This is a genomic window from Spirulina sp. LEGE 11439, from assembly GCF_059821285.1.
On sequence record NZ_JCAMRX010000013.1, the window covers coordinates 108637 to 127486 of the forward strand.

Below are 18850 nucleotides of genomic sequence, written 5' to 3' on the forward strand. Positions count from 1 at the left end.
TCATGCAGAAAAATGGAGGTGTTTGCCAGAAACTCTCCATTTTTTTTATTTAGCAGCTTCTTTGATCGCTAGAATTATATAAAGAAAATGTAAAGTCCATGAAAATTGTATGAAGATTACGTAAAAATCACGAAAATAATTGATAGAAATCACTGACTCTGTTATTTTTTTAACCCCAGAAGAAGATGTACTTTTAGAACTTTTAGTTAAACTCATTGAAGATTTTGAAGAGAAACATTATCAACTTAATTCTTCAACACCGCGATCGCGTTTGCTTCATTTACTCGAGGCTAGAAATCTACAACAATCCGATCTAGCAAGTATTTTGGGTTCTCGAGAGCTTGCTTCCCAAATTGTCAGTGGAGAATGTGCGATCGCCCGAGAGCAAGCTGAAATTTTGGGAGAATTCTTCCATGTCGATCCGAGTTTATTTTGGTATAATTAGGTATTGCACTGCTTAATATTTTCTCGTTGAGGAGATTTAGAATGGATTTTTATACAATAGTTTCTCGACAAAGTACAGAGTATTGGGTTAGCCTATGTTTAGAAAATGGTTTAGTCGGACAGGGAAGCGATCGCGATGAATCTCTTGCTAAACTTAAAGAAGCAATTGAGAGTTTTACAGAAGTTTGTCTGACAGAAAAAAATGTTTACAATCAACCTATTTCTATTCAGAATTTACATGAATTTTTAACTGTAGAAAATCAAGAACTAACCTCAGAAGTATTTGAGTTGAGAGCCGTTTATGCCTAAAAATATTCCCTCTTTAAAGCCCAAAAAACTCATTAAAATTCTTAAAAAAGGAGGTTGTATTTTTTATCGGGAAGGGAAAGGAGATCATGCTCTATATATTCGTGAATCAGAAAACGAACGTCGCATTGTTCCTATTGACATAGGAGCAAAAGAAATGTCACCAGCTTACGTCCTGCAAATTTTTAGACAATTTGGTTTTACTGATGAAGAAATTGTGAAACTACTCAAATAGTTTATTTTCTCTCTAAAATTAATTGTAGAAAAATAGAGAGAGCTTTTAAGCCATGACAGCAGGTAGAAAAACAAACAGTCAAAATCAACATTGGGGAACACCTAAAATTTATGTTGATGCCGTTAAAACATTTTTTGGTGGTGCGATCGCTCTCGATCCCTGTTCCAATCAATATTCAATTGTTGGGGCAGAAATAGAGTATTTACTACCCGATCGCGACGGCTTAAAAGAATCATGGGATTATCCAACAATTTATGTTAACCCTCCTTACGGATCGGATAAAGAGCGAGGAACAAAAATTAAAAATTGGCTGGAAAAGTGTGTCATAGCACACCAAAAATATCACTCTGAAATCTTAGCTTTAGTTCCCGTTGCGACCAATACCGGACATTGGAAAAAGAATGTTTTTGGTAAAGCTACAGCAATCTGTTTTTTGTACGATACGCGCCTTAAATTCTTAGAAAATGGGCAAAATATAGGCAAAGGCGCTCCCATGTCTTGTGCAATGGTCTATTGGGGAACAAACTATGATAAGTTTTACCAAATTTTTATGGACTATGGTGCAGTTGTCGATATTAGATATTTACAACAAGAAATTATCGGACCAGACCGAAAAAAGTATCAGTTATCATTATTGAAAACCTTAGAGACAAGACAGCTTGAGGAAATAAAGCGCTAATCTCCAAAGTATTTTAGATGTATAACGAATAGCTAGGTGTTGTTAAAACACTCGTAAAATACTGGCGACTCTAATATCATCCACAGACTCAAATTGATGAATCGCATCAACGGCTTGACGGAAATTCTCTTCTCGGACATCGTGAGTGACTACTACAATTTCCGCGAGATCGCCTTGAAAGCCAATCTGTACAATGGACTCCAAACTGACCCCATTGTTACCGAAACACGTCCCCAAATGACCGATGACCCCTGCGCGATCGCCACACAAAAAACGCGCATAGAATTTGGTTTCTAACTCTTCAATCGGCGTAACCGCAGCATAACCTTGATGGAAACAGCCATAGAGGGAATGAATGCCTTTACTGGCATCGACACTCTTTAATAACGCCACGATATTGAGAATATCCGAGACCACTGCACTCGCCGTCGCCCCCTTCCCCGCACCGGGTCCGTAAAACATTACTTGTCCCAAGGGTTCTCCTTCAACAAAAATGGCGTTATATACCCCATTAACACTCGCGAGAGGGTGTTTGTGGGGGACGAGGGTGGGTCCGACGCGCACTTGCAAACTGTCATGAGTATGACTGTCTTTTTGGGCAATGGCCAGTAATTTAATTGCAAATCCTAAACGATCGGCATAAGTAATATCAGCAACACTAATTTGGCGAATGCCTTCTCGTTCGATATCTTCGTAACGAATGCGATCGCCAAAAGCTAAAGAAGCCAAAATCGAAATCTTATCAGCCGCGTCAAATCCGTCCACATCTGCCGTCGGATCGGCTTCCGCATAGCCCAACTGTTGCGCTTCGGCGAGAACTTCAGCAAAATCTCGTCCGGTTTCCTTAATCGAGGTAAGAATATAATTCGTCGTCCCGTTAATAATACCCGTAATGCGTTGAATGCGATTTGCCCCGAGGGATTGTTTCAACGGTTGTAAAATCGGAATTCCTCCCCCGACGGCAGCTTCTAGGAGAATGTAAACCCCCGCTTCATTGGCCGCCGTGTAAATTTCATCCCCGTGACGGGCGATAACCGCCTTATTGGCCGTCACCACGTGCTTGCCCGAGGCGATCGCCTTAAGAATTAGCGATCGCGCCGGTTCGATTCCCCCGATTAACTCCACGATAATATCAATTTGGGGATCGCTAACAATGGCTTCTAAATCCGTGGTTAAAATTTCCCGAGGCAGTGCGATCGCCCGAGGTTTATCAAGGGAACGAACCCCCACGCGACAAATTTCTATCTCCTCGAGTAAAGCATTGCGTCCGGCTGGATTTGCTAAAATTTCCGCCGTTCCCGTCCCTACTGTTCCTAAGCCCAACAACCCAATCTTAAAAACCACGATCTGCACATTTCTAACAGTTTCCTTCTTCTAGAGTAGCGAGAATTGACACCAGAGGAAAGACGCTTACCGGAAACAGGAGGAATTCTTGCGATCGGTGTAGACTTTCATGTTACTCTGTTTTTTGTCGGGAACGGCAGTAAAATGCACCCGATCCAGCACATAGACAATTCAAGATATGGGGTTCAACTCAAAAGTCTCAATTATCCCGTGGGAAGGTAAAATCTTGAAGGGAACTGAGTGAGTATAGTTTTTTTGGTGCGCTTTCCCCCTTTGGTGAATGCGGTTTACTAGATTTGCAAAACTTGTAAACTAATACAAAACAGCGGTGGGTCTCATCGTTGCTGCCTGTAAAGGCTTAGTCAATAAGACAGCCTATGAAACAGGAAGTCCTATCCGTGAGGAGGAAACTCCCCCGCTAGCCTCTGTGGTTAACGGAGGAGAACGTCACGACCTGATATATTTACCTAGTATCGACAAATACAGTTTTAGAGAATCATATGAAAGCTCTGGTTATTGGTGGTGATGGTTATTGCGGTTGGGCAACAGCCCTCCACCTATCTAATAAAGGATACGAAGTCGGCATTCTCGATAATTTAAGCCGCCGCTATTGGGATACCAAATTGGGAGTGGGTACCCTGACTCCCATCGCCCCGATCCAAAAACGCTTGCAACGATGGGCAGAGTTAACGGGAAAGACCATCGATCTATTTATTGGCGATATTACCGATTATGATTTTTTAAGCAAAACACTACGAAAATTTGAACCGACTACTATCGTTCACTTCGGCGAACAACGATCGGCTCCCTACTCCATGATCGATCGCGAACACGCTGTTTTTACCCAAGTTAACAATGTTGTAGGGACGCTTAACATTCTCTACGCCATGAAGGAAGATTTTCCTGACTGCCATTTGGTGAAACTGGGAACGATGGGAGAATACGGAACCCCCAATATTGATATTGAAGAAGGTTATATCGAGATCGAACACAATGGACGGAAAGATATACTTCCCTATCCCAAACAACCCGGCAGTTTTTACCATCTATCCAAGGTTCACGATAGCCATAATATCCACTTTGCTTGCAAAATTTGGGGACTTCGCGCGACGGATCTCAACCAAGGCATCGTGTACGGGGTGAAAACGGAAGAGACGGCAATGGATGAAATGCTCATCAACCGTTTGGATTATGATGGGGTATTTGGAACGGCTTTAAACCGTTTCTGTATTCAAGCAGCGATCGGCCATCCCCTAACGGTTTATGGAAAAGGCGGTCAAACTCGCGGTTTGCTAGACATTCGCGATACGGTACGCTGTATGGAATTGGCGATCGCCAATCCTGCCGATCCCGGACAATTCCGCGTGTTCAACCAATTTACCGAACTCTTTAGCGTTGCGGATTTAGCCCAGAAGGTTAAGGAAGCGGGTGCAAAAATTGGCTTGGAAATCGCGATCGATAATCTTCCCAACCCCCGAGTGGAGTTAGAAGAGCATTACTTTAATGCCAAAAATACCAAACTTCTCGATCTGGGACTGCAACCCCACTATCTCGATGAATCTTTACTCGATTCTCTCCTGAATTTTGCCGCGAAGTACAAACACCGCGTGGACAAACAACAAATTCTCCCGACCGTTTCTTGGCATCGGCAAAAGAAGGAGGAATCAAATTCTACAACCAATGGTACGGGAACGAATGGCAGTACTTCTGCATCATCCCCTGAACCGGTTACGGCAAAATAAAAACAAAATGCGATCGCTGCTAAAAAATATAGAGATGTCCATCTGGACATCTCTATATTTTTTTTGGATTATCGGGCAAACGCAGGAAAAGTAACATTTCTTGATGGATTGTTGCGGATCTCTGCGATCTCGATACAGCTAAAACTTATTGTTTGCACTCTTATTTTCAGTCTTCATAATTGCCCGATCGCTTTAATTTGCAAGACTTTCAAGGAATGAGAACGCAACTCTTTTGCCGATTCCTTGAGAAAAGCACGCAACCTTCTCAATATAACTTTCTGTAACTTTATCTAGAGATTGAATGTCAACTTTGTAACACCAACAATCTAGTAAACTCAGTGGATTTCAGTTTCAAAAATCACTTCATACATTTAATTTTGCCATTTCAATGAGCTTTTACTCATTTTTTTTGAAAAAATGTGATAAAATTCTTATCCTTAAAATAAAACATAGAGATGTGAAATATTAACTCAGCGTCTTGCTCGACCCTGACTCTCAAAGTTAATATCTTTACCCATCCTTATTAAGGAAAAAAGAGGAATAATCTTTCTTCATATTTCAGTTTGCTGGTGCGTCTGCAACTTTCGAGCATTCTTAAAACAATCAGAATCAATTCACATATTTGAAACTGGATCTGTTTTACCGTTCTTCACAATCTCAATTCTGAAAATACGTAGAAAAATCTACTGAAAAACAAGAAAAGTGGTACTTCATTGGTGGTAACTGGGTCAATCCTTAACCTATCTCGCGCTCCTTCTTTGAATTTTGTACTACTTTTTTTGATTTGATATCACTAATTGCAATCAAAAGGAAAATCTTGACAACCTTTCTTGTCCGTAGATCGCACAATGTGAAGCACATTATTAAGTAAATTCAAGCAAGCAAAAATGAATGATCCGCACAGAATATCAAGATTAATAAAAGCATCAATTTAGTCAACAAGCCAACTTATTGCAAGATAATGTAAAGTCCAAAAATTTATCGTAAAGATTGCGTAAAAATCACGAAAACAATTGACAGGAATCACTCACTCTGTTATTGTAAGTAGTGTAAAGAGTAAATGAACATTTTTTCCTTTCTCTATCCGAATAAATACGGTCGAAAAAACGACTGGAAATAATGATCCAATCAAAGTAGTCAGGTGAAATCAATCAAGTAAGGTTAATAGTTATGCTGGCAAGGTAAAGCCAGCAATTATAATTACTAATTTTAGTTATTGATTTTAATTGTTAATTTTAATTGTTAATTTTACAACCTGACTCGTCATAGGATATTTCGGCAACCTCTCAAAGTGGTTTTGAAAGTCACCTAGTGTTTGTTTTTAAGGTTAAGAACATTATAGTTCAAAAAAACTTGGGTTTACTGTTCTTTTCACTTTCTAACTCATGCTTTCTAGCTTATGGTTTCTAGCTTGTTCATCTTTTCTGTCTTTACATTTCCTATCCTTCACATTTCCTATCCTTCACGTTTCCTCTCCTTCACTCTTTTACTTTTCCTGTATCAATAACTAAGGCAAGTCAATAGAGAGACTAATAAAGAAGGCAGCAGACAAAGAATGTTTGTACAATACACAAACTTTTCTAAGTCCGAAGGATGTTAGTCATGAATTGTATTGTTGCAATTCTTAGAACTTCTATTGGAAATTATTTTTTGGATTAAGGAAAGAGGCCGGAAAATAAAGAAAAAGCTACTATACAATGCTTTCCGAGAAATGTTTAGATATCATTCAGTATAAACTCCATATACAATCTATATACAGAGTTGCATACAACTTGATAGAAAAACAGTTCAGAAGGAGCATTCAAAAACAACCTAGAGTAGGGATTTGAATAGTTAGGGGTTTGGTATTAGGGTCAAAATATACTCGTAATTTGGCTTTAAGTATATATTTCGACTAGCTCTTTAGACACCAATACCCTAACACCGAAATAGCCGCGATGATGCGATCGAAATCACAAACCGATCGCGATCGTAAAGAAAAAGAAAACAGTAAATTTCCTTTCTAGGAGAGAAACAATGACAATTTCGGTTTCATCACTCCCCTTCGTACGGAGTGCATCAGGTGTTGCATCGGGTAATGTTGTTGTCGGCGAGAAGCGATTGACGATCGATGATGTCGCGAATGTCTCTCGTCATAACGTTGGGGTACATCTAAGCGAAAAAGAAGCCGTGCGATCGCGAGTACAAGCCTCGAGAGATTATATTGACAATGCAGTAGAAAATGGCAAACCGATTTATGGCGTGACCACAGGATTTGGTGGCATGGCCAATCAAGCAATCGCCCCCGACGAAGCTGCCGAATTGCAAAGCAACTTGATTTGGTTTTTAAAGGCAGGAGCAGGAAAACGCTTGCCCGAGGCCGACGTTCGCGCCGCCATGCTCTTGCGCGTTAATGCTCTCATGCAAGGTGCATCGGGAATTCGCTTGGAACTCATCGAACGTTTAACCACCTTTCTCAATAAAGGCGTAACACCTCATGTCTGCGAGTTTGGTTCGATTGGAGCAAGCGGAGATTTAGTTCCCCTCGCTCACATTACCGGAGCCGCGATCGGTTTAGATGAAAGCTTCACCGTAGATTATGACGGTCGGGAAATGTCGGCGTTGCAAGCCTTGGACATGCTGGAGCTTTCCCCCATGAACCTTCTTCCCAAAGAAGGATTGGCGATGACCAATGGAACTTCAGTAATGACAGGGATTGCCGCATTATGCGTTCGCGATGCCAAAGTTTTATTATCTCTAGGAATGGGCGCTCACGCCCTAATGTTACAAGGGTTAGGAGGGACGAACCAATCCTTTCATCCTTTTATTCATCAACTCAAGCCTCACTTCGGTCAGCGCTGGTCGGCACAAACAATGGTCGAACTTCTCGAAGATTCGGGATTAAGTCGAGATGAATTAGATGGTAGTCACGACAATCGCGGCCATGAGCTCATTCAAGATCGTTATTCTCTGCGCTGCTTGCCGCAGTATATCGGACCGATCGCTGACGGCATCCTCGATGTAGCTCAGCAAATGGAAGTGGAACTCAACTCTGTCACCGACAATCCGCTTATTGATGTCACCCAAGATAGCAGCTACCATTGCGGCAACTTTCTCGGTCAATATGTTGGGGTCGGCATGGATCGCGTTCGCCATCTCCTCGGCTTACTAGCCAAGCATCTCGACGTGCAAATTGCCCTCTTAGTTGCTCCAGAATTTAGCGGCGGACTCACTCCTTCTTTAGTGGGAAATACAGAGCGAAAAGTAAACATGGGACTAAAAGGATTACAAATTGCTGGTAATTCTCTGATGCCTTTATTAACCTTCTACGGCAACTCCATCGCCGATCGCTATCCTACTCACGCCGAGCAGTTCAACCAAAATGTGAACTCTCAGGGTTTTGCTTCTGCCAACCTCGCACGCACGGCGATCGAAATTTTCCATCAATACATGGCCATCTCTTTAATGTTTGCCGTACAAGCGGTAGACCTTCGTACTCATACGATTGCCGGACATTATCTTGCTCCCGAATTGCTCTCTCCTGCCACCTTGCCTTTATATAATGCCGTGCGCGAAGTGATTGGCAAACCCGCGACCGGCGATCGCCCTTACATCTGGAATGACTGCGATCAATCTTTGAACGAACACATTGCCGCGATCGCTGCCGATATTGCCACAGAAGGCAAAGTCGTCAACGCCGTCAACCAAACTCTCTCGAGTTTATCCGGTATCTAACTCCTGCATCTTGAGAGGCCATCTCCAAGCCTCATCATTTTTCCAACTCCATATCTTGCAAATCAAACAATGGTACAGCACAACATCTACCTTCAATCCCCTCAATCTCCTTACTTTACCTTTGAAGAAAACCCAATTCCTCTCGGACGATCCAAAGCCAAACAACTCCAAGAAATCAGTCGGCAATGTTTCGCGATCGCGCGCTTGAGTGCAGAAGATTGGCAAAATATTGGTTTGGCGATTAGTCCCATCGCTACAGGCTCTGTTCGTCAGCGAATTCATCATCAATTCTTGCCTTCCCCTCGAATTCTTCAACAGGTGGCGATCGCCGTCGGTCAATGTTTAAAATTGTTTGCCCTTCAGAACGAAGATTGGCAAAACATGACGAATTTACTCTCGCGTCATTAGAATCCTTCTGAGAGAGAAATTCGGACAAATCTTGCAAAATAGGAGATCGCGATTAGGGGTAATTGGCGATTGTCCGGTTCAGATATTCAGAGTCACTTCAGAGTCCGAATTTGCGATCGTTTAGATCGCTTGTCATGTTATTGTCAACTCAAAAACCTAGGGGTGTTACCAATGGTCATGAATATTGCTCAAAATGTTGAGCGGGGTGCTAAATTTGTTCCCAACAAGCCTGCGATTCTTTTCGAATCCCAAACTTTTACTTACCAAGACTTAAACGAACAAGTCAATCGTGCTGCTAATAGTTTACATACCTTAGACGTGAAAAAGGGCGATCGCGTTGCACTTTTTCTGCCCAATATTCCCGAATTTGTCATTGCCTATCTCGGTATTCAAAAATTGGGAGCGATCGCAGTGTCGATCAGTGCTGCTCTCAAAAGCGATGAAGTGAAATTTATTCTCAATGACTGTACGGCTGAAGTCATCGTCACGACAGCAGAATTAGTTCAGAATGTTCCCTCTGACGATCTCGCCCACCTCAAACACATTCTCATTGCGGAAGGAGAAACCGAGAGCGGCCATTCTCTTCACACTTTAATGGCGGCCTCTTCTCCCGAGCGACAAGCTGAGAAAATGGAACGAGACGAACCTGCCGCGATTCTCTATACTTCGGGAACGACAGGATTTCCTAAAGGTGCAGTTCTCAGTCATGCTAATGTCATCTCGAATATGTATTCCGTGAATTATTCTTGCGGAATGCGCCATGATGATAAACTTTTGCTTTATCTCCCTCTCTTCCATTGCTTCGGTCAAAATTTCATTCTCAATGCAGGATTGAATGCTTGTTCGACGATTATTTTGCAACGGCGTTTCGACCCCGAAAAGGTATTTGCAGCCATTACAAAAGAAAAGATCACCATGTTCTTTGGAGTTCCGACGGTGTTTATCCGGATGTTGGAAATGTTCCCCGACTATGACTTTAGTTCCATTCGCTTTAACTTCAGCGCTGCGGCTCCCATGAGTCCGGAAATTGTGCGTCGCTGGCAAGAAAAACATGGTAAAGTGATTTATGAGGGCTATGGGTTAACAGAGACTTCTCCCTTTGCCTCCTACAATCATCCCATGCAATACAAGTTTGGTTCTGTGGGAATGCCGATTCCTAACGTGGAAATGAAAGTAGTAGATGAGAATAGTAATGAAGTGCCATTGGGAGAAATCGGCGAACTGGTGATTCGCGGTCCAAATGTGATGTTAGGTTATTGGAATCGTCCGGAAGCGACAGCCAAAGCGATTAAAGATGGTTGGTTTTATAGCGGTGATATGGGTTGGATGGATGAGGACGGCTATTTTTACATTGCCGATCGCCTCAAAGATATGATCAATCTGTCTGGATTTAAGGTCTATCCCAGTGAAGTCGAGCGGGTATTTTATCAACATTCTGCTGTTTCAGAAGTAGCGGTATATGGCGTTCCTCATCCGACGCGAGGGGAAATGGTGAAAGCTAATGTTTGTCTTAAAGAAGGTTGTGAGGCGACGGTTGAGGAATTGCGAGCTTTCTGTGAGGAACGGATGGCAAATTATAAAGTACCTCGGGCGATCGAATTAGTCACGTCTTTCCCGAAAAATCCCACGGGCAAAATTTTGAAGCGGGTTTTGCGACAACAAAACATTCGCAAGATTGCCAGTAAAAACAAACCTGTTGCGATCGCGAGTTAGTCACAATCAAAAATCTTTCAAAGGTTTTCTAACAATTGGGGATCGAGAGAAGATTGTCTCAACTTCTCTAAAAACTTCAAAGAGAGATAGTAAGAGACAATTTCTCCCAAAACAGAAAAACAGAGTATTGCTGTCCGAAAAATTATCAACCATTAAAAATTAGGAAAGTATCCAAATGACCTCTCAAAAGCCTGTTGGTATCCGCTCTATTGGTGTTAGTTTTCCCAAAACTATCTATACCAATGAATACTTTAAGAAAAATTATCCGCATGTCATTGCTCGTGCGGACGAAAAAAGTGCAGCAAAAGCATTTTCACGGGTTTCTGACAATGATAATGATATTTGGACGCAAGAATTAACCCAGTATCATTCCGATCCCTTCCGAGGTGCGCTCGAACGTCGATTTCTTGCTCCTGACGAGTCTCCTCTAACCCTAGAATATAGCGCAGCACAAGATGCTCTTAAGGCCGCCAAACTTGCGATCGAAGATGTTGATTTAATGATTGTTTCCTCTGCATTTCCAGCAGATGAAGCAATTGGAACTGGAGATGCAGCTTTTCTAGCAGGCAAGCTTGGTTTAAAGTGTGCTGCTTGGAATTTAACCTCAATGTGTTCGAGTGCTTTGGTTGCCCTGCAAAATGCTTGTGCATTAATCCGAACAGGAGAATATCAAAATATTTTAGTTGTAGTTGCGTGTACTTACTCGCGCTTTCTGGATAAGAACGATACACTTTCGATGTTAATGGGTGATGGTTGTGGTGCTTTTGTTGTTAGTACTCTGGAATCAAATCAAGGTCTTTTGGCCAGTAAATTTGTTAATACTTCAGAAACTTGCGGAGCCTTTTTTCTAAAACATACGACAGATAAACAAGGAAATCCTCGTTTATTTGTACATCCAGGCAAGCATGCCAGCCAAGTTCTACGTGATGGTTTTGAGAATTACTTTCGCGAGAGTTGCGATCGGGCCTTGGCCAAGGCTGGAGTCACTTTAGATGAAATTGATTTTTTTGTCGGTAATTCCCTCTTCGCATGGTATAACAATGTCTATTTTCGTGCTTTAGGAATCGATCCAGAACGCACAATTGATATTTATTCCATGTATGGAAATATTGGTGTTGCTTCCATTATTGTCAGTTTGTATCACGCAGCCCAATGGGGTAAAATTCGCGAAGGTGATTTACTTCTTGTTTATACCTTTGGCGGTGTTTCCAATTCTGGTGCAACAGTAATGCGTTGGGGAAATGTTGCTCTTGGCTCTGCTCCTGCTCCTACTCGTAGCATCAATCAAATGGCAGAAAAAGTTGCTGTTGGCGTGTAGTTGAATGTGTATTCAATATCCTAGCAAATCTTTTTTGCTAGGATTCATCCTAATAACTTAAACATTGAATATTGTAGTCAAAGGAGAACTGACAATGTTGTTGCAACCAGAACTGAAAAATAAAGTAGCAATTGTTACGGGAGCTTCATCAGGAATTGGGAAAAGTGTTGCTTTTGCTTTTGCTCGTGAAGGAGTAAAAGTTGTTGTTGCCAACCGCCGTATTGTTGAAGGAGAAAAAACTGTTCATGAAATTTACGAGCGAGGTGGAGAAGCAATTTTTATTAAGACTGATGTTTCACAATCCTCTGAAGTTGAAGCAATGGTTGCCAAAACAATCGATATTTACGGTCGCTTAGATTATGCTTGTAATAATGCAGGGATCGTTCAATCAAAACTTTTAAGTGATACAACAGAAGAAGAATGGGAAAAAACAATTAATATTAACCTCAAAGGAATCTGGCTCTGTCTTAAATCTGAAATCCCGCAAATCTTGAAACAAGGGAATGGCGCTATTGTCAATATTTCTTCAATTGCAAGTGTTATCGCAGCACCAGGTTATTCTATTTATTCTGCGAGTAAAGCGGGAATAATTGCTCTAACAAAAACAGCAGCACTTGAATATGCGAGTTCTGGTATCCGTATCAATGCTATTAGTCCGGGGGCGATCAAAACTGAGATGCAGGCCGTCGTTCCTCCAGAACAACTTGCTCAAATTATTGCAGCCCATCCGATTGGACGAGCTGGTCAACCTGAAGAAATCGCCGAAGCCGTTCTTTGGTTATGTTCTGATAAAGCTTCATTTACTACGGGACATAATCTGGTTATCGATGGGGGATACACCATCCCCTAGTGGAGTTTATTAAGAATTCATATTAACAAAGGAGACATTGCGCGGGAGAAATTTTCCCAGCCTTTGCTGTAGCGACGTTGCATGCAACGTCGCTATTTGGTATTTGCGGTCTTCATGGTGGAGTATTATAGTACTATGATTTTAGCTCGCAATCGCAAAAAGCTAATTTATTTAAGTATAAATACTTAAATAAAATTGAAAAACAAGAGTATTTTCTCATACTACTCTACGTACTATAAATTGATGTGCGGAATGTTGGTTCAAAGGCTCTGGTGGTAACCAGATTTGGTATACTGTGGTTTTAATAGGGAAAGAACACACTTTACGAATTTCAGATTTTTTTGACTAGAATGAATTTAGGAGAACCGATCTCCACATTCTCTATTTATATCAGTCAGGGAAAAAAATTAAAGTTAAAACAAAGAGGCTCTTGCCGTTCATCCTTATCTTGGAGAATTCTTATGCAAATTTCCATTCCGGGTTATCAAATCCATACAATTATCCACCAAGGGGCAAAAACCCTAATTTACCAAGCTAAACGCGAATCTGATTCTATCCCAGTTGTTATTAAAACGCTGAAAGCTGAATATCCTACTCTCGAAGAAATTACTCACCTGCGCCACGAATTTCAAATTCTTCAGGCTTTAACAATTGATAGCATTATTAATTCCTATGAATTAATCAACTACCAACATAGTTTAGCACTGATTTTGGAAGAGTTTGGTGGGGTTTCCCTCAAACAATTGATTGGCTCTCAAACCCTCTCTATTGAAAAATTTCTGGAAATTGCCATCTCCCTAACTCAAACTTTAGATGAACTTCATGTCAAACAAGTCATTCACAAAGATATTAAGCCACAAAACATCCTCATTAATCCTCAAACTAGAGAAATAAAGCTGATTGACTTCAGTATAGCAACCTGTCTTGAAAAAGAAAGCCAAAACTTAACCAGTCCCAATCAACTCGAAGGAACCCTCGCTTATATATCTCCTGAACAGACGGGACGAATGAATCGAATTCTCGACTACCGGACGGATTTTTATTCCTTGGGTGTAACCTTTTACGAAATGTTGACAGGTCAGTTGCCCTTTATCACAAATGATGCCTTGGAGATTGTACACTGCCATATTGCCAAAACACCAATTGAGCCTCATCAAATCAAACCTGATATCCCTTCCGGGATATCAGCCATTGTGATGAAATTAATGGCTAAAACAGCAGAAGAGCGCTACCAGAGCGCTCTCGGCTTAAAAGCTGACCTCGAACAATGTCTGAAACAATGGCAGAATAATGGGGAGATTAAAGATTTCATTCCCGGAAAGCTCGATCGCGTGGGACAGTTCCTAATTCCACAAAAACTTTACGGTCGAGAAGCAGAAGTTGCTAAATTGTTAGAAACATTTGATCGCGTTAGTGAAGGCAATACAGAGATAATACTCGTATCGGGCTATTCTGGGATCGGCAAAACTTGTGTCATCCAAGAAGTTCACAAACCTATCGTTAGGCAGCGCGGTTATTTCATTTCCGGAAAATTCGACCAATTTAAACGAGATATTCCCTATGCGGCAGTTATTCAAGCATTTCAAGAATTAATCCAACAGATTCTAACCGAGAATGCGGAAAAAATAGCAACTTGGAAAGAAAATTTATTAGCGGCTTTAGGAAAAAATGGACGTGTTATTATTGATGTCATTCCTGAAGTTGAAACAATTATTGGTTCGCAACCCGAAATTCCCCAACTCGGACCGACTGAATCGCAGAATCGCTTTAATCAAGTTTTTAAACAGTTCATTCACGTTTTTGCCCAAAAAGAACATCCTCTTGTTTTATTTCTAGACGATTTGCAATGGGCGGATTTAGCTTCGCTCAAATTGTTGGAGTTATTAATTACCGATCCTGATAGTCAATATTTTCTCTATCTTGGTGCCTATCGAGATAATGAGGTTCATCCTACTCATCCTACCATTATAACAATTGAGCGAATCCAAAAAACAGGAGCAATAGTTGAAAATATTGTTCTCGATCCCTTAAGTATCGAGCATGTTTGTCAATTAATCGCTGAGACTTTGAATGAATTTAATCGCTCTATTAACCTAGCAGAATTATTGTATAACAAAACGCAAGGAAATCCATTTTTTCTCATACAACTTTTTAAAACACTCTATAGTGAAAATCTGTTTACTTTTGATTTTAATCGCGAAAGTTGGCAATGGAATATCGAGCAAATACAAGGATTTGGAATTGCCGATCTGAATGTTGTGGAACTGGTTGCTCGCAATCTCAAAAAACTTCCAGAACAAACCCAAAAAGCATTAAAACTTGCGGCTTGTATTGGAAACCGTTTTTACTTAGAAGTATTGGCAATTGTTCATGAAAAATCTCTGGTAGAGACAGCTAACGATCTTTGGATATCTTTACAATCAGGATTGATTTTACCTTTAAACAAAGATTATAAAATCCCTATGGTCTTTGATGTAAATACACAAGACTCTTTGACTGTCGATACCAATCGAATAAATTATAAATTTTTGCACGATCGCGTCCAACAAGCTGCCTATTCACTCATTCCCGATACAGAAAAAAAACAAACTCATTTAAAAATTGGGCAACTTCTCTTAGAAAAGACAAATAAAGCTGCATTAGAAGAAAATGTTTTTGATATTATTAATCAACTAAATATTGGCATAGAATATATTTCCGAAAATTCCCAAAAATATGAATTAATACAAATGAATTTAATGGCGGGTCGAAAAGCAAAAACAGCAACAGCTTATGAATCTGCCAACCAATACTTAACAATTGCTTTAGAGCTTTTACCACAAGAAAGTTGGCAAACACATTATGAATTAACCCGAGATATTTATGAGGAAACTTTAGCAGTATTGTATCTTATCGGGGATTTTGATAAAGCTCAAGAGTTATCTCATATTGTCTCGGAAAAGACAAAGACTTTGCTTGACAGAATTCGAGTTTATGAATTACAGATACCTTTCTTTATGTCTCAAAATCAACTTCAAAAGGCAATCGATACAGCATTTGAAATTTTGAAATCTCTGAAAATAAAAATCCCAAAAAATCCAACTAAATTAAACATCATGCTTGGATTTATTCGTACTAGATTCAGTTGGCGAAATAAGCAAATTTTAGATTTGCTGGATCTGCCAAAAATGCAAGAGCCTTATCAATTGTCCGCGATGGGGATTTTAAATACCATTATCCCAGCAAGTTTTGCAGCCAATCCGCAGATATTTCCTCTCATTGTTCTTAAAATGGTGAATCTGTCAATCAAATATGGTAATTCATCTTTGTCAACAATTTGTTATGCTCTTTATGGATCCTTATTATGTACGGCTTTAGGCGATATTCAATCTGGATATCAATTTGGTAAACTAGCATTAAACTTACAAGAGAAACTTAATGATCGAGATAAAAAAGCACAGATATGTTTGTTATTCAATGTATTTATTCGAGATTTTAAAGAATCAGCAAAAACGACCCTAGAACCTTTGCAAGAAGGCCTTCAAAGTGCGTTAGAAACGGGGAATTTTGATTATTTTGGTTATATATGCTTACATCATACTATAAATTTATTGTTTACTGGAGAATATTTAGAATATGTTTCTGAAACGCAACGAAAATACTGTGATACTTTAAAAAAAATCAAGCAAGATTTTTCTTTGGAACTTGTCCAAATATGGTATCAAGCCAGTCTCAATCTTTTGAACCAATCAGAAAACAAGGCACTTTTACAAGGAAAAGCTTTTAATGAGGAAAAACAAGTGGCTCGTTTTTTCGAAACAAATAATAATACTGCCCTTGCCCACTTTTATTTAGTCAAATCAATATTGCTTTATCTTTTTAAAGATTATACTCAGTGTCTTGAAATCAGCCAAAATTCCGAAAAATACAAACAAAATCTTACTGGAGGAACTCTATCGGGTACGCATAGCTTTTACTACTCTCTTACCCTGCTAGCAAATTACTCGAAGGCTTCCAAATCCGAGTGCAAAAAACTTCTCAAGCAAGTCAGAATCAACCAAAAGCAAATGAAAAAATGGGCATCTCATGCCCCCATGAATTTTCAACATAAATATAACCTCGTAGAAGCTGAAAAATATCGAATGGTCGGTGACATCAACAACGCCGCTCCTTTCTACGATCGCGCCATAGCCGGAGCAAAAGCCAATGGTTACATCCAAGAAGAAGCACTTGCCAACGAACTAGCTGCCGAATATTACAATGCCTTGGGTCGCAAAAACATTGCCAAAATCTACATGACCGATGCTTACTATGGTTATATTCGTTGGGGAGTCAAAGCCAAAGTCAAAGACCTCGACCAACGCTATCCCGATCTTATTGCTCGTTCCTTACAAGAGTCAGAATCAGGCGGCCAAATCTCTACCACTACGACAAGCCTATCCCTAACAACAACTCTAGGAGGAACTACCCACTCCACTACAGGAATTGTGAGTCAAGTCCTCGACCTCAACACTGTCTTCAAAGCCTCTCTTGCCCTCAGTGGCGAACTCGTTATCGAAAAACTCCTGGAAAAACTCCTGAAAATCTCCATCGAAAATGCCGGAGCAAATATGGGGATGTTCCTCAGCAAACAAGACGAGCAATGGGTTATTGAAGCAATGGGACAGGTCAACCCAGCCCAACAGCAAGACAGTACCACCGTTGATGTCGATGTTGCCGTCTCTTCAGGTCAAACCTTACCTCTCTCCTTACTCAACTACGTCGAACAAACCAAAGAAAATCTCGTCCTCGACGATGCCAGCACCGATGGACTCTTTTCTAAAGATTCTTACGTCCAAGAACAGCACCCTAAATCAGTCCTCTGCGCTCCTCTCATTCACCAAAACAAGCTCACCGGACTCCTCTATCTGGAAAATAACGAAATTTCCGGAGCCTTTACCCAAGAGCGCCTCAAAGTGATCAATCTCCTCGCTTCTCAAATCTCTATTTCTGTTGATAATGCCCGACTTTACACCCAACTCGAAGAATATTCCCGCACCCTCGAGAGCAAAGTCGAACAACGCACTCAACAACTGAGAGAGAAAAACGAACAACTCGAAGACACCCTCCAAGAATTAAAATTAGCGCAAAGACAAATCGTCGCCCAAGAAAAACTGGCCTCTTTAGGATCTTTAACTGCTGGTATCGCCCACGAAATTCGCAACCCTCTCAACTTTGTCAATAGTCTCGCCAATCTTTCCCAAGACCTGACGCAAGATATTGTCGAGGAAATCGAGCGTCAAACCGAACAATTAGATGCGGAAACCGTCGAATTTCTCAGCGAATCTCTCGACTATCTCAAGCGCAACGTCAGCGAAATTCATCAACAGGGCAAACGCGCCGACAGTATCATTACCAGTATGCTCATGCACGCCCGCACGGGCAGCAGCAGTCATCAACCCGGGGAACTGAATTTTGTCGTCGCTGAAGCCGTACAACTCGCCCATCAAAGCCTTCGTGCTAAAGATGCCGCCTTTAATATCGAATTTGATACGCAGTATGACGATTCCATCGGCGAGATCGTCATAGCGGCGGCGGATTTGGGTCGTGCCATTATTAATATTGTCGATAATGCTTGTTATGCGGCTCGTAAAAAATCCCTCACTCATGCCGATGAAACATTTGTTCCTACCGTTCAAGTCATTACCCGTAATCGAGATACAGAAGTAGAAATTTTCGTTCGCGATAATGGCAATGGGATTCCGACTGAAATTAAAGAGAAAATTTTTAACCCCTTTTTCACGACCAAACCGACTGGAGAAGGAACGGGTTTGGGTTTATCGATTTGTCACGATATTATCGTCGGCCAGCATCGGGGTGAAATTCAGGTTAATACTCGGCCAGGGGAAGGAACTGATATTACGATCGTTATCCCGCGTCAACTGCCCGAAACTGAAGGCTCAGAAACAGAATTGCAAGAAGAGGTTAAGCCCCAAGTCCCCTATTTCAAGTCAGAAAACCAAACACCCTATTTTAAAGATTAGGAGCTAGTGACGTTCTCTCCCGTTAACCCTTCGGGTCTAACGGGAGCTGTGCGACCTGAAAAGGTCATTTGAACTGGAACACCGAGTTCCTTGGA

General features: G+C 41.0%; 12 protein-coding genes and 1 pseudogene. 12 read left to right on the plus strand and 1 reads right to left on the minus strand.

Annotated elements, in window-relative coordinates; translation table 11 throughout:
• Positions 1–139 precede the first annotated feature (139 nt).
• The 4 genes from AC6RV6_RS11710 to AC6RV6_RS11725 are packed head-to-tail and all read left to right on the plus strand — an operon-like array spanning position 140 to position 1664.
• Entirely contained in the window at positions 140–445 is a 306-nt protein-coding gene (locus tag AC6RV6_RS11710) for a helix-turn-helix domain-containing protein (RefSeq protein ID WP_500241017.1), read from the plus strand.
• 41 nt (positions 446–486) lie between these two features.
• Complete coding sequence (locus AC6RV6_RS11715) at positions 487–753, plus strand: type II toxin-antitoxin system HicB family antitoxin (RefSeq protein ID WP_500241018.1); 267 nt, start codon at positions 487–489, stop codon at positions 751–753.
• Positions 746–985, plus strand: a complete 240-nt coding sequence (locus AC6RV6_RS11720; RefSeq protein ID WP_500241019.1) for a type II toxin-antitoxin system HicA family toxin — start codon at positions 746–748, stop codon at positions 983–985. Before AC6RV6_RS11715 ends, AC6RV6_RS11720 begins: the two co-directional genes overlap by 8 nt.
• Before the next feature lie 52 nt (positions 986–1037).
• On the plus strand, positions 1038–1664 hold the full coding sequence (locus AC6RV6_RS11725) for a DNA N-6-adenine-methyltransferase (protein WP_500241020.1): 627 nt from the start codon (positions 1038–1040) through the stop codon (positions 1662–1664).
• A gap of 42 nt (positions 1665–1706) precedes the next feature.
• On the opposite strand, the gene AC6RV6_RS11730 is transcribed toward AC6RV6_RS11725, so the two are convergent.
• Positions 1707–3008 carry a homoserine dehydrogenase gene (locus AC6RV6_RS11730; RefSeq protein WP_500241021.1) on the minus strand — a complete coding sequence of 434 codons (1302 nt, stop codon included), beginning with the start codon at positions 3006–3008 and terminating at the stop codon, positions 1707–1709.
• Positions 3009–3053: 45 nt separating this feature from the next.
• On the opposite strand from AC6RV6_RS11730, the gene AC6RV6_RS11735 reads away from it, so the two are divergent.
• The 8 genes and pseudogenes from AC6RV6_RS11735 to AC6RV6_RS11770 all read left to right on the plus strand — a co-directional run bounded on the left by AC6RV6_RS11735 (position 3054) and on the right by AC6RV6_RS11770 (position 18755).
• Positions 3054–3230 carry a hypothetical protein gene (locus AC6RV6_RS11735; protein ID WP_500241022.1) on the plus strand — a complete coding sequence of 59 codons (177 nt, stop codon included), beginning with the start codon at positions 3054–3056 and terminating at the stop codon, positions 3228–3230.
• Between the two features lie 278 nt (positions 3231–3508).
• Positions 3509–4660 (plus strand): annotated as a pseudogene (locus tag AC6RV6_RS11740) (NAD-dependent epimerase/dehydratase family protein); the annotation flags it as partial.
• Positions 4661–6766: 2106 nt separating this feature from the next.
• Positions 6767–8464, plus strand: coding sequence for an HAL/PAL/TAL family ammonia-lyase (locus tag AC6RV6_RS11745; protein ID WP_500241023.1), 1698 nt, complete (start codon positions 6767–6769; stop codon positions 8462–8464).
• 69 nt (positions 8465–8533) lie between these two features.
• Positions 8534–8872, plus strand: coding sequence for a hypothetical protein (locus AC6RV6_RS11750; RefSeq protein WP_500241024.1), 339 nt, complete (start codon positions 8534–8536; stop codon positions 8870–8872).
• Positions 8873–9049: 177 nt separating this feature from the next.
• Positions 9050–10585 carry a class I adenylate-forming enzyme family protein gene (locus AC6RV6_RS11755; protein WP_500241035.1) on the plus strand — a complete coding sequence of 512 codons (1536 nt, stop codon included), beginning with the start codon at positions 9050–9052 and terminating at the stop codon, positions 10583–10585.
• A 175-nt stretch (positions 10586–10760) separates the two neighbouring features.
• Complete coding sequence (locus AC6RV6_RS11760; RefSeq protein ID WP_500241025.1) at positions 10761–11903, plus strand: 3-oxoacyl-ACP synthase III family protein; 1143 nt, start codon at positions 10761–10763, stop codon at positions 11901–11903.
• A 94-nt stretch (positions 11904–11997) separates the two neighbouring features.
• A complete protein-coding gene (locus AC6RV6_RS11765; RefSeq protein ID WP_500241026.1) occupies positions 11998–12753 on the plus strand; it encodes an SDR family oxidoreductase in 756 nt (251 codons plus the stop codon).
• A gap of 461 nt (positions 12754–13214) precedes the next feature.
• Positions 13215–18755, plus strand: a complete 5541-nt coding sequence (locus AC6RV6_RS11770; protein ID WP_500241027.1) for a trifunctional serine/threonine-protein kinase/ATP-binding protein/sensor histidine kinase — start codon at positions 13215–13217, stop codon at positions 18753–18755.
• The last annotated feature ends 95 nt before the right edge of the window (positions 18756–18850 follow it).

Excerpts from the sequence above, each read along its gene's own strand:
- AC6RV6_RS11770 (WP_500241027.1), top strand. The coding sequence starts at position 13,215 with ATGCAAATTTCCATTCCGGGTTATCAAATCCATACAATTATCCACCAA.
- AC6RV6_RS11755 (WP_500241035.1), top strand. The coding sequence starts at position 9,050 with ATGAATATTGCTCAAAATGTTGAGCGGGGTGCTAAATTTGTTCCCAAC.
- AC6RV6_RS11750 (WP_500241024.1), top strand. The coding sequence starts at position 8,534 with ATGGTACAGCACAACATCTACCTTCAATCCCCTCAATCTCCTTACTTT.
- AC6RV6_RS11720 (WP_500241019.1), top strand. The coding sequence starts at position 746 with ATGCCTAAAAATATTCCCTCTTTAAAGCCCAAAAAACTCATTAAAATT.
- AC6RV6_RS11725 (WP_500241020.1), top strand. The coding sequence starts at position 1,038 with ATGACAGCAGGTAGAAAAACAAACAGTCAAAATCAACATTGGGGAACA.
- AC6RV6_RS11760 (WP_500241025.1), top strand. The coding sequence starts at position 10,761 with ATGACCTCTCAAAAGCCTGTTGGTATCCGCTCTATTGGTGTTAGTTTT.
- AC6RV6_RS11765 (WP_500241026.1), top strand. The coding sequence starts at position 11,998 with ATGTTGTTGCAACCAGAACTGAAAAATAAAGTAGCAATTGTTACGGGA.
- AC6RV6_RS11715 (WP_500241018.1), top strand. The coding sequence starts at position 487 with ATGGATTTTTATACAATAGTTTCTCGACAAAGTACAGAGTATTGGGTT.
- AC6RV6_RS11745 (WP_500241023.1), top strand. The coding sequence starts at position 6,767 with ATGACAATTTCGGTTTCATCACTCCCCTTCGTACGGAGTGCATCAGGT.